14 protein-coding genes and 1 tRNA gene are annotated in these 13302 nt (G+C 62.7%); 10 read left to right on the top strand and 5 right to left on the bottom strand.

The window, feature by feature from the left end; translation table 11 throughout:
- Nucleotides 1-169: 169 nt before the first annotated feature.
- The gene (locus tag PAQ31011_RS12795) at nucleotides 170-1081 is read left to right on the top strand and encodes an alpha/beta fold hydrolase (RefSeq protein ID WP_150576173.1); all 912 of its coding nucleotides are present in this window, start codon (nucleotides 170-172) and stop codon (nucleotides 1079-1081) included.
- 163 nt (nucleotides 1082-1244) lie between these two features.
- Nucleotides 1245-2099, top strand: coding sequence for an EamA family transporter (locus PAQ31011_RS12790; RefSeq protein ID WP_150576172.1), 855 nt, complete (start codon nucleotides 1245-1247; stop codon nucleotides 2097-2099).
- Between the two features lie 16 nt (nucleotides 2100-2115).
- Here PAQ31011_RS12790 and PAQ31011_RS12785 read toward each other — a convergent pair whose 3' ends face one another.
- Nucleotides 2116-2670, bottom strand: a complete 555-nt coding sequence (locus tag PAQ31011_RS12785) for an Lrp/AsnC family transcriptional regulator (RefSeq protein WP_217424863.1) — start codon at nucleotides 2668-2670, stop codon at nucleotides 2116-2118.
- Between the two features lie 348 nt (nucleotides 2671-3018).
- On the opposite strand from PAQ31011_RS12785, the gene PAQ31011_RS12780 reads away from it, so the two are divergent.
- Nucleotides 3019-3654 (top strand): hypothetical protein, encoded by a 636-nt coding sequence (locus PAQ31011_RS12780; protein WP_246179537.1) that lies wholly within the window; start codon nucleotides 3019-3021, stop codon nucleotides 3652-3654.
- Nucleotides 3655-3738: 84 nt separating this feature from the next.
- Here the strand turns inward: PAQ31011_RS12780 and PAQ31011_RS12775 are convergent, their stop codons facing one another.
- The 3 genes from PAQ31011_RS12775 to PAQ31011_RS12760 form a co-directional block, all read right to left on the bottom strand.
- Entirely contained in the window at nucleotides 3739-4803 is a 1065-nt protein-coding gene (locus PAQ31011_RS12775; protein ID WP_150576170.1) for a cation diffusion facilitator family transporter, read from the bottom strand.
- Between the two features lie 710 nt (nucleotides 4804-5513).
- Nucleotides 5514-5915: a hypothetical protein gene (locus PAQ31011_RS12765; protein WP_246179536.1), complete on the bottom strand. Its 402-nt coding sequence runs from the start codon at nucleotides 5913-5915 to the stop codon at nucleotides 5514-5516.
- 148 nt (nucleotides 5916-6063) lie between these two features.
- Nucleotides 6064-6984, bottom strand: coding sequence for a LysR family transcriptional regulator (locus tag PAQ31011_RS12760; protein ID WP_150576168.1), 921 nt, complete (start codon nucleotides 6982-6984; stop codon nucleotides 6064-6066).
- A 159-nt stretch (nucleotides 6985-7143) separates the two neighbouring features.
- Between PAQ31011_RS12760 and PAQ31011_RS12755 the strand changes: the two genes are divergently transcribed.
- Nucleotides 7144-7908, top strand: a complete 765-nt coding sequence (locus tag PAQ31011_RS12755; protein WP_150576167.1) for an SDR family NAD(P)-dependent oxidoreductase — start codon at nucleotides 7144-7146, stop codon at nucleotides 7906-7908.
- A gap of 103 nt (nucleotides 7909-8011) precedes the next feature.
- Here the strand turns inward: PAQ31011_RS12755 and PAQ31011_RS12750 are convergent.
- Nucleotides 8012-8096: transfer RNA gene (locus PAQ31011_RS12750), tRNA-Leu, on the bottom strand.
- A 92-nt stretch (nucleotides 8097-8188) separates the two neighbouring features.
- Between PAQ31011_RS12750 and PAQ31011_RS12745 the strand changes: the two genes are divergently transcribed.
- The 6 genes from PAQ31011_RS12745 (at nucleotide 8189) to PAQ31011_RS12720 (ending at nucleotide 13301) form a co-directional block, all read left to right on the top strand.
- On the top strand, nucleotides 8189-8413 hold the full coding sequence (locus PAQ31011_RS12745; RefSeq protein WP_150576166.1) for a hypothetical protein: 225 nt from the start codon (nucleotides 8189-8191) through the stop codon (nucleotides 8411-8413).
- The gene (locus tag PAQ31011_RS12740; protein WP_246179535.1) at nucleotides 8410-9057 is read left to right on the top strand and encodes a chromate transporter; all 648 of its coding nucleotides are present in this window, start codon (nucleotides 8410-8412) and stop codon (nucleotides 9055-9057) included. The genes PAQ31011_RS12745 and PAQ31011_RS12740 overlap by 4 nt, the downstream gene beginning before the upstream one ends.
- Nucleotides 9058-9062: 5 nt before the next feature.
- Nucleotides 9063-9587: a chromate transporter gene (locus tag PAQ31011_RS12735; protein WP_246179534.1), complete on the top strand. Its 525-nt coding sequence runs from the start codon at nucleotides 9063-9065 to the stop codon at nucleotides 9585-9587.
- Between the two features lie 180 nt (nucleotides 9588-9767).
- Complete coding sequence (gene egtB, locus PAQ31011_RS12730; RefSeq protein WP_150576164.1) at nucleotides 9768-11132, top strand: ergothioneine biosynthesis protein EgtB; 1365 nt, start codon at nucleotides 9768-9770, stop codon at nucleotides 11130-11132.
- Nucleotides 11132-12280: an L-histidine N(alpha)-methyltransferase gene (egtD, locus tag PAQ31011_RS12725; RefSeq protein ID WP_246179533.1), complete on the top strand. Its 1149-nt coding sequence runs from the start codon at nucleotides 11132-11134 to the stop codon at nucleotides 12278-12280. Before egtB ends, egtD begins: the two co-directional genes overlap by 1 nt.
- Before the next feature lie 193 nt (nucleotides 12281-12473).
- A complete protein-coding gene (locus PAQ31011_RS12720; protein WP_150576163.1) occupies nucleotides 12474-13301 on the top strand; it encodes a DUF4088 family protein in 828 nt (275 codons plus the stop codon).
- The last annotated feature ends 1 nt before the right edge of the window (nucleotide 13302 follow it).

Here is a 13302-nt window from a genome sequence, read left to right as displayed (position 1 = left end):
CGACTTATTCCATGCATTGGAAAAGAAACCCTGCGGCAACCCACTGTCGGCGCGGACTTCGCACAATCCAAATAAAGTATGAGAACATCCGCGCCATCCGCATCATCAGCACCACTGGCACTACCCGAACCTGCAGCAGATCGATCCGATCCATCCACGGGAGTCAGAAATGCGAAAGTTGCTGTCGTTTCTGTTGTTGCTTGCGTCCTTCCATGCCCTACCGGCATTCGCCGACAAATTCTCGTTTCCTCCGGATTTCAAACAGCAGACGATCGCCACCAACGGCGCGAAGATCTACGTGCGCGTCGGCGGCCACGGGCCGGCGGTCGTGTTGCTGCATGGGTACGGTGAGACGGGCGACATGTGGGCACCACTAGCTGCGCGGCTGGCGAAGACCCACACCGTCGTCGTGCCCGATCTTCGCGGCATGGGCTTATCCGATCACCCGGCGAACGGCTACGACAAGAAGAACGAAGCCCGAGATATCGCAGGCGTTCTGGATACGCTCAAGATCGGCAAGGTGGATGTCGTCGCACACGACATCGGCAATATGGTGGCGTATGCCTTTGCCGCCGAGCAGCCCGACCGGGTGACGAAACTGGTGCTGATGGACGCGCCGATTCCCGGTGTCGGTCCGTGGGAAGAGATCCTGAAGAATCCGTTGCTTTGGCACTTCCGCTTTGGCGGCCCGGATATGGAGCGTCTCGTGAAAGGACGCGAACGCATCTACCTCGACCGCTTCTGGAACGAGTTTTCGGCAGATCCGAAGCATTTCGATGAAGCGTCGCGTCGGCATTACACGCGCTTCTACGCCCTGCCCGGCGCGATGCATTCCGGCTTCGAGCAATTCCACGCCTTCGATCAGGACGCCATCGACAATAAGGCGTTCCTCGCCAAAGGACCGCTCCCCATGCCGGTGCTCGCCATTGGTGGCGAGAAGTCGTTTGCCACGATGATGGCGACGGTCGCGAGCGCGGCGGCGACCAACGTCAAAGGCGCGGTCATCCCGAATGCCGGGCATTGGCTGATGGAAGAGCAACCGGAAGCGACGATGGCGGCGATTACCGAGTTTCTTCAGTAAGCGCCTTTGCGTTGCATCGCCGATGACTGCACGACACGCATGAGTTTTTGCATCGTCCGACGCTGAAATTCGGTTAAATCACTCGGATACGCAGCACTTGCGAGGCGATAAATCAGGAGAGGAAATTAGAATTTCCTCTCCTTTTTATTTGCGCCAGACGTCGATGTTCAACCACCGGAATGTGCCCTTCGCCGCTGCCTTCGCGGGCATGGTCTCCGTCCAGACGGGCGCTGCGTTCGCCAAGACGCTGTTCCCCCTCGTCGGCAGTGAAGGCGTTGCCGCGCTGCGCCTCGGCCTGTCGTCTCTCGTCCTCCTCGTCGCGCTTAAGCCCTGGCGATTGAATTTCCGCGACGCAGGCATTTCGTGGCGAACGATGCTGACCTACGGCATCACGCTGGCGCTGATGAATCTGCTCATCTATCGCGCGTTCGCGTACATCCCCGTTAGCGTCGCCATCTCCATCGAAGTCATGGGACCATTGATCGCGGCCTTACTGACGTCTCGACGCGCGTCCGACCTCATCTGGATTGCACTGGCCGCGCTCGGTATGGTCGGGCTCGCGATTGGTGACGTCAAAGGCGAAATCGATATTCGTGGTGTCGCGTTTTCGCTGGCGGCCGCCTTGTTCTGGGGGATCTACGTGCTCATTGGGCGCAGAGCGTCGGCCGGTGGCGGGCAATCGGTGGCTGTCGGCATGACGATCGCTGCGGTCATTGCGGTGCCGCTGGGGGTCGCACAGGCGGGCACGGCGCTGATGTCCACACACGTGCTGCTGGTCGGCTTGAGCGTGGCCGTGCTGTCGAGCATGCTGCCGTTTCTGCTCGATATCTATGCGATGCGCCGTTTGCCCGCGCGCGTGTTCGGCGTGCTGCTGAGCGGGTCGCCCGCCGTCAGCGCCGTTGCCGGGTGGCTTGTCCTGAGCGAGACGCTGACGCCGACGCAGTGTGGCGGGATCGCATGCGTCGTCGCGGCATGCGCGGGATGTGCGCTGTTTTCCAGGCCACGAGCCGACGCGTGACCTTCTCCCACTGCCGTCAGATCAGATCGAAGAGCGGAAGCTTCAGGCCGGTCTTCACCTGATCGAGCACGATCAGCGTCCGGTAGGTGAGGATGTCGGGATTGTCGGCGAAGTGCTGACGAACAAGCTGCTCGAAATGCGGAATGTCGCGGGCAATCATGATGATGATGAACGAGACGCCGCCGTTGACGAAGTAGCACTGTTGAATTTCATCGACGTTCCGGAAATAACGCTTCGCCCGATCCATCACCACGCTTCGATCCTCCACCAGCCGCGATTCGATCACGGCCGTCACCGGATTGCCGATCATCGCCGGATTGAGCACGGCGACGTTGTCCCGTATCACGCCCCGTTCCTCCAGCCGGCTGATGCGCCGCTGCACCGAGGCGGTCGAAAGCCCCACCTGCTCCGCGATAGCCGCGTGCGACAGCCGGTTGTTCCTCTGAAGGTGATCGAGAATGTTCAGATCGAACCGGTCGAGATCGGCCTTGTTGGCGACTTTGTCGGCACTTTTGTCGGTTTTGTTTCTCATTTGGCGGGAATTCCCCACTGAGTTGGACGGTGCTCGCAAGCGACCGATGCGCAATTCTACGATGCGCGAAACGCAGTGACAGGCCCCGAGAAGCCTCGCATTTACGACGTCTTGCGAAAATCACACGGCTCATGTTGCACCCCGACAACGTATGTTCAAAGCCAACCAGACTGTCACAGGGGGCGTGCTAGGATCGCGCCACAAAATCAGAACGCCACCTGAAACAGGGGCGCAAGACCACGTCGGGGAATGTAGTGAAGTCTGTCAATCGATCATCGCGGGCATGTCAGCGTATGGCACCGTCGGACGACGGTCGCCGGTAAGCACCTCCCTCCTCGGCGTCTCTCTCACCAACTTTGAAAGTTAAGCAACATGAATTGCAAGGCAATGGCTTTTGCCGTGGCGATGCTCGCATGCGCCTCGCACGCGCAAGCCATCGAGGTGTATGGCGCAGTAGGGACTGAAGGTCTCGGCATCGGCGCCGGTGTCGGTGTGACGAATCACCTTGGGGTGCGCGCCGACGTGAACGGTCTGGCGCTGTCGCATAGCTTCACGGCGGGGCAGGTTCGCTACGACGGCAAAGCACGCTTCGTCCACGGGGGCGTCTACGCCGACTTCTTCCCCGCACCGGCGACGATTCCGTTTCGTCTGACGGCAGGGATGCTGGTCGGAGACGACCATGTCGATCTCGTCGGCCATGCCGTACAAAGCACGTACGTCTATCGGGGTGTCGCATACCCGACCGCCGGTCAGTCGGTGAACGGGCGCATCAAGTTGCCGACCGTTCGACCGTATGTCGGCATCGGTTTCGGTCATAGCCCCATGGCCACGCCGGGCTGGTCGATGTCGTTCGACGCCGGTGTCGCCTACGGCAAGCCGACCGTCGAACTCGACGTCCCGCCGCTCATCACGGCCATCGTCGGACAGGCCACCGTCGACGATCAGCGTCAGCAGCTTCAGGACAAAGCCGACAAGCTCAAGTTTTACCCGATCGTGAAAGTCGGCGTGACGTACAAGTGGTAAGAGGCGTCACGGAAATGGCTGGCTGCAACGCAGGCCCGCGCGCGGCGTAAAGCGCGCTCGGGCCGCAGTCCGGCGTTGTGCCTGTCAGTGCGAGTGGCCGTGATCCTCGTGGGAGGACTTGACGGGCGATAACGCTGATGAGGCTGATGAGGATGACGAGGCTGATGCCCCGTCACAATCCGCACCGCTGTGGCCGTCGGCACATTCCGCGTCTTCGATCTGAATCGTGGCGTGCTCGACGTTGAAGCGTGTCGCCAGACGCTGCTGAACGGCGGCCATGGCGTCACGCGCGCTCACCCCGGCGGCCGGCACCGCGTGCAGCGTGATCATATGGCGCTCGCCGGTGATCGACCACGCGTGAATGTGATGCACGCCCTGCACTTCCACCACGGTCGTCTCCAGATCGGCTTTGATCTCCGTCGGGTTGAGCGAGTCGGGTGTGCCTTCGAGCAGGATATGCGCGGAGGACTTCACGATGCCCCATGCACTTTTCAGAATGATCACGGCGACGAAGATCGACAGCAGCGGATCGATGGGCGTCCATCCCGTGAGGAGAATCACACCCGCCGCGACGATGGCCGCCGCGGACCCCAGCATATCGCCCATCACGTGCAGCCACGCGCCGCGCATGTTGAGGTTTTCGCGATTGCCGCCGTGCAGGACCATGAAGGCGGCAATGTTGGCGAGCAGTCCGGCGAACGCAACGATGAGCATGGTCATGCCGACGACCGGCACCGGCGCGGCGAACCGTCGGATCGCTTCGATCACGATCCATGCCGCGATGACGAAAAGCGCGCAACCGTTCACGAATGCGGCGAGAACTTCGAGACGCTTGTACCCGTAGGTCAGTTGCAACGTCGCGGGACGCTTGCCGTAGTGAATAGCGATCCAGCTGAAGGCGAGCGCTGCGGCGTCGCTGACCATATGCCCGGCGTCGGCCAGCAGCGCGAGCGAGCCTGACAACAACCCGCCGACGACCTCAACGACCATGAAGATCGCAATGATGACGAACGCGATCCCAATCCGCTTCTGATCGGTGACGCCACTGGTGTGGCTATGACCGGCATGACTGTGCCCGGCGTGGCTGTGTGAGTGAGCGTGCCCGTGGTGATGCCCATGATCGTGAGCGTCGTTCGGTGAATGCGACATGGCAGACCTCGCGTCGAGATGTGAGGATTTTAATCCTGAGGCGAGGTAGTTGCATTCGGATTCGCAAAGTGGCCATTACTTCGCGAAGACATTTGCAGAGTTGTCCACGTGAAGTGGGAAGCCGTGATCAACGCACCAATTCGTCAATTGGTCGTGGACTATTTGCCAATATGGGCGTGCCCACGCCGGTGCTCGATCTTGCCACGCGGTCTGAGTCGGTATGTAAACCGAGGGAACCCCCATCGGCATTTCCAGAATGAACTCGCCAAGCGGGCACGTGCAAACCAGTTCCTCTTTCCATTGGGATCGAAAGGTAAAGTCCATAGCCTGTGTTTGAGCGGTCTGGTGTGTATGTCAGTTTGCGTTCGTAGCCGTTCACGACTAGTTGGCGATATGTTCCCGAATCGACGTCCGGTCTTTCGGTTCCCAATATCCCCCGCTTCCATGGTACGTCTCGGCATGCAACCAGAAGGCTTCGCTGCAATGCGTACAAAGAAAGTGGTATTCGACGTAGTCGTCCCACACAGCGCCCTTCGCTAGATCGTCAAAAGTGACAAAAGCGCACGGGGCTTCAGGGGCCGCCTCTACGAGTGTCCTATCTTCAATGTTTGCCGCAACGATTCTCACGACTGTGCGTAGTTCGCGAGCGGACCCGATTGCATAGCGACAACATAGATCCTCACATTGGTCACAAGACATCGACGACCCCGTCAGCAATTTTCGGTTTCGGGTGGGACGAGAGGCCGATGCGCCGTCCATTGGTACCTTTCGACGAGTCTCGATGTCGCAGAGGCAATCTTCTCGCGCCAAAAATCTTCAGCAGCATCAATGCGACGGTCTTCGCGTTTGAGCGCGTCAGGTGCCCAGTATGCTCGGACATCTCCGACGGGAAGATCGTCAGTTGCCAACGCGACGGCATTAAACAGGAGAAACTCGGGTTCGTTTTCCACCTTTGTCCAATGCGCCAACGGACGCATCGCCCGTGCAGTTTCGATAACGCCGAGACGCCCCTCAAGAAAGTCCAGCGCTCTGGCGCGAATCTTTCGGCAGTTCTTGCGCCAAAGGGCTTCGTTTGTGATCCCTGAGGGAATCTGCATCTCTTGGTCTGTCACTTCTGCGCCCTCCATCGATCTGAGACAGAATTTCGTGGCCACGATTATGAGCGTCGTTCGCAGCGCCTGATCAACGACCCTTCAAGATCACGCCGGTCATGTACTGATGCAGATCGCGAGAATTCTGAGCGCGCCTGCCGGAACGTAATCATTCGCGTGGCCAGCGCCACGTCGGTTCACTCAAATGCTCGGCAAAGTAGTCCGACAAGGCGCTGACCTTCGCTGGCCTTGCGCGCGCTGATGGCGTCACGAAGTACAAGCCGCCTTTCGTCAACGACCAGCCGGTGAGAATCGCTTCGAGCCGCCCGTCGCTCAGATATTCGGCGGCGATGAATTCCGGCAACTCGGAGATGGCGAGTCCTTCGAGCAGCATCGGCAGCAGCGCATCGGAATTGGTCACGCGAAGCGGGCCGGCTGGCGTCACCAGTTCTTCATCCCCCGCATCGTTGGTAAAGCGCCAGACGTCGCTGCGCGCGCGATAGGCGTACGACATACAAGGCCGATCCACCAACTCTCGCGGATGCGCCGGTCGACCCTCGCGCTTCAGATACGTCGGCGATGCGACGACGAATTGCGTCACCGCGCACAAGCGCCGCGCGACGAGCGACGAATCCGGCAGCGCGGCAATGCGCAGCGCCGCATCGAATCCATCCGCCACCAGATCGACGGTCGAATCGGCCAGATGCAGGTCGACCTGGACGTCCGGATAGCGCCGGAAGAATTCCGGCAATAGCGGCGCGACCCAGCGCAACCCGAACGACATCGGCACAGCCAGTCGCACCAGCCCGCGAGGCTGCACCGACATCTCACGGGCAGCGCCCTCCGCCGCCTCGGCCTGCCGGTAGATCTCGCCAGCTTTCTCGCACAACGTCCTGCCGAACTCGGTCAGCGCCAGTTGGCGTGACGTGCGATTGAGCAACCTTGCGCCCAAGCGGTCTTCCAGACGCGCGACGCCGCGCGACACGGTGGCGACCGACACCCCCATCTCGCGCGCCGCCGCCGCGAAAGACCCTTCCTCGGCGACCTTGGCGAACATCGCGAGTCCTTCGAAATCAGGCAGCTTCGACACGATCCCTCATCATTTCAAATTTACAACGTTAATTTGCAATTGATTCTATTTCGAAAACACCGGCGCGTCGATATTCTCATCACATCGCAACCGACAACGCGCTGCGAATGCCGGACACCGGCCCAACCAACACACTGAATCGAACGAAGGAGCAACACCATGGCACGCAAACTCGACAACAAGATCGCACTCGTTACCGGCGCAACCAGCGGCATCGGTCTGGCTACGGCACAACGCTTTGCCGCCGAAGGCGCGCACGTTTATCTGACCGGTCGCCGTCAGGCCGAACTCGATGCAGCCGTCGCATCGATCCGTGAAGTCGGCGGCAAGGCTACGGGCCTTCGCGTCGACTCGACGAAGCTGGACGAACTCGACTCGCTGTACAAGCAAATTGGCGAAGCCCACGGTCGTCTCGATGTGCTATTTGCCAACGCTGGCGGCGGCTCGATGCTCGCGCTGGGTGACATCACCGAGGCGCACTACGACGAGACGTTCGACCGCAATGTGAAGGCCGTGCTGTTCACGGTGCAGAAGGCGCTGCCGCTGCTGGCAGACGGTGCGTCGGTGATCCTGACGGGTTCGACGGCTGGCAGCTCGGGTACCGCAGCGTTCAGTGTGTACTCGGCCTCGAAGGCAGCGGTGCGCGCGTTTGCCCGTAGCTGGATTCTTGACCTGAAGTCGCGCCGCATCCGCGTGAACACGATCAGCCCGGGCGCGACCCGCACTCCTGGCCTGCTCGATCTCGCAGGCGACGACGCTGCGCAACGTCAGGGGCTGGCCGACTACCTTGCCGCGCAAATCCCGCTGGGGCGTCTCGGCGAGTCGACGGAAATCGCCAGCGCCGCCCTGTTCCTCGCATCGGACGACGCCAGCTTCGTGAACGGTGCCGAATTGTTCGTCGATGGTGGTCAGCAGCAGGTCTGAAGGGAATAGATTTCGCGGGTGCTTCAATGCACCTGCGAGAGCGACGACGTCACGCAAACTCACAGAGTTTGCGTCGTCAATTTGAGTGGGCTCGAAGCCTTAGTGGTACCGGGGACCGGACTTGAACCGGCAAGCCCGAAGGCGGCGGATTTTAAGTCCGCTATGTTTACCAATTTCATCACCCCGGCAAGGGCACGCATTCTAACATCCCCCACCGAGATACGTCAGTTGGGTATCATGGGGGTATGCACGCACTGTGCGCGTCAACGGAGATCGCCCCATGCTGGAGAATCTCGACCGCATCGCCCTGTCGCTCGACGCCATCGAAACCGCCGCCCGCGACGTCGCCATGCATTCCCCCCAGAACGCGCAAGCCCTCTACACCGCGCTCATGGAAATCCGTAACGCCATCGCACTCGTCGCTCAGGAAGTCGTGCGCCTCGAACACGAACTCCACGGCCCGCTTCAAGGTCACCCCCACCCCTCCGGCAACGGACAATCGTGACATCCCACGCATCCCCGTCATCCGACGCCTCGCATGACGCGTCGTCTGCCCCCAGCTCCACCACCCCCAACCCCACCCAAATCCCCACCTGCTGGGACCTCGCGCTCGCGTTCGGCACCGTCGGCGCAACAGGCTTCGGCGGCGTCCTGCCGTGGGCACGCCGGATGGTCGTCGACCAGCGACGCTGGCTCACCGACCGGGAATTCGCTGAATTGCTCCCGCTCGCGCAACTCCTGCCCGGCCCCAACGTCGCCAATATCGCGACCGTCCTGGGCCGTCGCTTTCGCGGCCCCCGAGGGGCGGCCGCCGCCGTCGCAGGTCTGTACTTCTGCCCGACCATCGTCATCATCCTGATCGGCTTCGCCTACGCCAAGTGGGGACAGACGCCCCTCGTCCAGCTTCTGCTCTCCGGCCTGATGCCTGCCGCAACGGGGCTCGTGATTGCGACGTCGGTTCGGCTACTGACGGGCTTGAAGCGTCACTGGACGACACTCGCATTCGCCGCCGCGACGTTCCTCGGCAGTTTCGTTTTCGGACTGCCGCTGTTACTGGTCCTCGGCGTGCTCGGCCCCTGCGCGATCCTGAGTGCCTATCGGCTTGAGCGGCTCGACAGGCAACGTCGAGAAGGCGACGCTACGCCCTGACCATCATGACCACGCTCATCGATCTGTTCCTGCATGGCTCGCTCTGGTCGCTGCTCGCCGTCGGTGGCACCAACGTCACGCTTGCCGACATCCATCGCTACGCCGTCGACACCCGGCACTGGATTACCGACGCCCAGTTCGTCACTTTCTTCTCGCTCGCGCAGGCCGCGCCCGGCCCCAACGGCATGGCCGTCACCCTGATCGGTCTGCAAGCCGCCGGACTGCCCGGCGCGTTCACGGCCACACTCGCCAAGTGCGCCCCGAGTTCGCTCCTCGCGTATCTGGTGGGCGGATGGGTCGACCGTCACGAGCACTCGCCGTGGGTCCGCGCCGTGCGCGCCGGTCTCGCACCGATCACCGTCGGTCTGCTCGCCGCCAGCAGCGCGCTGCTCGCCCGAGAGGTCGACATCAACGTGGCGCGCGGACTTGTGACGCTCGTCGCGGTCGTCATTACGCTGCGCACCCGCTGGAATCCGCTGTGGCTCATCGCCGCCGGCAGCCTGCTCGGCCTCACCGGCTGGTTGATGTAGGCGTCGTCTGCTACGCCGCTCAGGCTTGCAGGACAGGGCGGCGAGGGAAGACGGCCGCCAGCGTCAACCGTCGTTACGAACCGTCACATAACGGCCCCAAACTGGGGGTACATGACGCCCCGGCAACGGGTCTACAATAGGCAGCACGTTTCACAACACGGTGTGTCCCCGGGTTTTCCTATGACCGTCCCCTGTTGTACGTCGCAAGCCGAGGCGCCCTCAGGCACCTCCCCCAACGTCTCCCCCTCGCGGACCGCTCGCGATGGGCCGTCCGCCAATGCGGCGACGGCCTCGCCGCTCGTGTCACCGGTCACATCGCCCGTCACGTCCCTGCATGCGCGCTTCGACGCGGTGCGTGCCGCGTCCGTCGCCTTCGCGCAAGGTCTGTCGGATGCAGACGCCACCGTGCAGTCGATGCCCGATGCGAGCCCGATCAAGTGGCATCTGGCGCATACCACCTGGTTTTTCGAGACGTTTCTGCTGAGTGAAGCGAAGGTCCTCGAACCCCGTTACCGCCCCTACGATCCCCGCTTCGCCTACCTCTTCAACTCGTATTACGAAGCCGCCGGACCGCGTCATCCGCGGCCGCAGCGCGGGCTGCTCTCGCGCCCCACGCTCGACGAAGTGCTGGCCTATCGCCGCCACGTCGACGCCGCCATGCACGCACTCTTGCAGCAGCCCGATCTCGCGCCCGACACCGTCGCGCTCATCACGCTCGGTCTGCATCACGAAGAGCAGCATCAGGAACTGATGCACACCGATCTGCTGCATCTCTTTGCGCAGAATCCGTTGCGTCCTGCGCATCGCCCGCCGTCCGCAGCGCTTCACGCGAGCGCACCGCTGCAATGGATCGAGCACGACGGCGGACAACACCGCGTCGGGCATCCCGGTGACGACAGCCGCTCGGGCGGCCACTTCGCCTTCGATTGCGAGACGCCCGCGCACGACGTGCTGGTGCGCCCCTTCGCGATAGCGTCGCGCGTGGTGACGAACGGCGAATGGCGCGACTTCATCGAAGACAGCGGCTACCGAATGGCAGGCCTCTGGCTCTCCGATGGATGGGCGACAGTGCAGCGCGAAGGCTGGGGTCATCCGCTTTACTGGGAGTTGCACGACGGCGAATGGCAGTCGATGACGCTCGCCGGCATGCAGCCCGTCGACGACGACGCACCTGTGCAACACGTGAGCTATTTCGAAGCGGACGCCTTCGCGCGCTGGGCGGGCAAGCGTCTGCCGACAGAACAAGAATGGGAAGTGGCGGCGAGCGGCACAAGCAGCACTTCGTCAGGCATGCAACCCACGATGGAGCAACGCTTTGGCCCGGTATGGCAATGGACAGCCAGTCCATACGTCGCGTACCCGGGATTCCGGACGGCATCGGGGGCCGTCGGCGAGTACAACGGCAAGTTCATGTGCGGACAGTTCGTGTTGCGCGGCGGATCGCTCGCCACGCCGCCGGGACACGCACGCGCCACGTACCGTAACTTCTTCTACCCGCATCAGCGCTGGCAGTTCTGCGGCCTGAGGCTCGCGGAGGACCGCTGATGTTGCAAGCTACGCAATCCCAACAAGCCACGGCGTTCGTTTGCCCGTCACTGCCGGAAAACGCCTTTGCCACCGACGTGCTCGCCGGTCTCGGCCACACACCGAAGACGTTGCCCAGCGTCTGGCTATACGACCAGCGCGGCAGCGAACTCTTCGAAGAGATCACGGGCCTCGACGAGTACTACCAGACGCGCACCGAAACTGCCCTGCTCGGCGAGTGCTCGGCGGCCATTGCCGACGTTGTCGGACCGAACGCCGTCGTCGTGGAATTCGGCAGCGGATCGAGCCGTAAGACGCCCTTACTGCTCGACGCCCTCGTGACCCCACGCGCGTATGTCCCCGTCGACATTGCCGACGATTTTCTGGACGACGCCGTCGCCACGCTCGCGCGTCGCTGCCCCGGCATTCCGATGCTGCCGGTGCGCGCCGACTTCACCCGTCCGTTCCACCTCCCGCCGCAGTTGCAGAACACGCAAGGCCCGCGCCTTGGTTTCTTCCCCGGCTCCACGATCGGCAACTTCGCCCCCGGACAGGCGGCCGCCTTCCTCGCGCACGTCGGCAAGATGCTCGGACCGCACCGGCGCATGGTCGTCGGCGTAGACGCGTGCAAGGACCCCGCCGTGCTGCTGCCCGCGTACGACGACGCGCGCGGGGTGACGGCGCAGTTCGATCTGAACGTACTCGTGCGCATCAACCGCGAACTCGACGGCGATCTGCCGCTGGAGGCCTTCCGTCACGAAGCCCGCTTCAACGCAAAGGCCAGCCGCATCGAAATGCATCTCGTCGCACAGCGCGCATTCTCCGCCACCGTCCTCGGCCATCGCTTCGATTTCGCGGCAGGCGAGTCCATCCATACTGAGAACTCCTACAAATATGGACAGACGGAGTTCCGCGCACTGGCGAACTCCGCCGGCTGGGATATCGAGCGTGTCTGGCTCGACGCCCGCTCGCGCTTCGCCGTCTACCTGCTGCGTCCCGCCAACGGCGAGTGCTCCGGTGGCCGCCTTCACAAGGCGTTGAAAGAAAATGCGCCCCGGAGGCTAAAGTTTTTACGCCGTTGTGCCGTTGATGCATGCAGACTCATGCTGCCCGCCATGGACGTAACAAACGTCCAGCGGGACAGCCCATCTCACAGCGCACGGCCATGACCGCAGCGCACCGTTGATACGTATCGCTGCACATGACTTCACGCGCAATGGGGATGCACGTGGCACGGGCTCCGGCGGCTCCGCCTGTGGCCCGCCTCACTCACACGGGCACTCGCACCGACATTCGACCGGCCGACGCGACTTCGCGCGCGTGGGACGGACTCGCCATCGCCGCGACCGGGAGCCGGTCACGATGAGTCGCATCGCCCTTACGCTCTCCGACAGCGCGCTCGCCGACCTGCAAAAGGATTTCGACGCCTTCGTGCGCATCTCCGCGGCCGTCGACCGTCACTTCACGCCGCCGCCCTTCGACGACTTTCTGCGCGCCCGCCTGCTCGACAGCACCGTGCCGCTCACCGAAGCCGCCGTCGCCCAACTACTCGCGGGCGGCCACTACGCGTGGGCCAAACGCACGTTCGACAAGCAGTTCCCGGACGTCGTCTCGATCATCCTGAATCAGGCGCGTCAGCACGGGTTCTATTTCGTCTCGCGCCCGGAATGGTCGCGCGAAGACATGGCGCGTCAGGCGAGCCGCTGGGCCGAAGGCATTGTGAGGGAAGCGAAGGGCGAGGAGCGCATCGTGGAATCGCTCGCCGGTCAGATCGTGACGTCGGCACAGGACCTGCGAACGCTCGAGGCCACGTTGCAGACGCCCGCATGGCGCACTGCGTCGGTGCTGCGCGAACGCGTGTTCGAAGCCAAGCGCGCCGTCGAAACCGCCCGCTCGCTGCAAGCCCGCGAAAAGCTGGGTGAGCTGCGCGCGCTGCTCGATCTCGCCGTCATTTACGGCTCGGTCGGCGCTCAGGAAGCGGATCAGATTCTGGAATATCTGGGCGTGCTGCGTCCCGAATTGTTCAACGACGATCCTGGCGTCTTCGAGCGCATTGCCGCCTGGTTGCGACGCCTGCTCACGCCGAGCGTGCCGCGCCCCGCGCCCGCACCCGACATTCAGGTGCCGACGCTTGGCACCGAAACGTCGCACCAGAGCGCCGACGCCCTGCAAACGCCTGTCACGCGCTAAG

This window comes from Pandoraea aquatica, assembly GCF_902459565.1.
In the GTDB taxonomy this organism is placed as follows: Bacteria; Pseudomonadota; Gammaproteobacteria; order Burkholderiales; family Burkholderiaceae; genus Pandoraea; species Pandoraea aquatica.
This window is presented reverse-complemented; position numbering and strand designations above follow the sequence as displayed.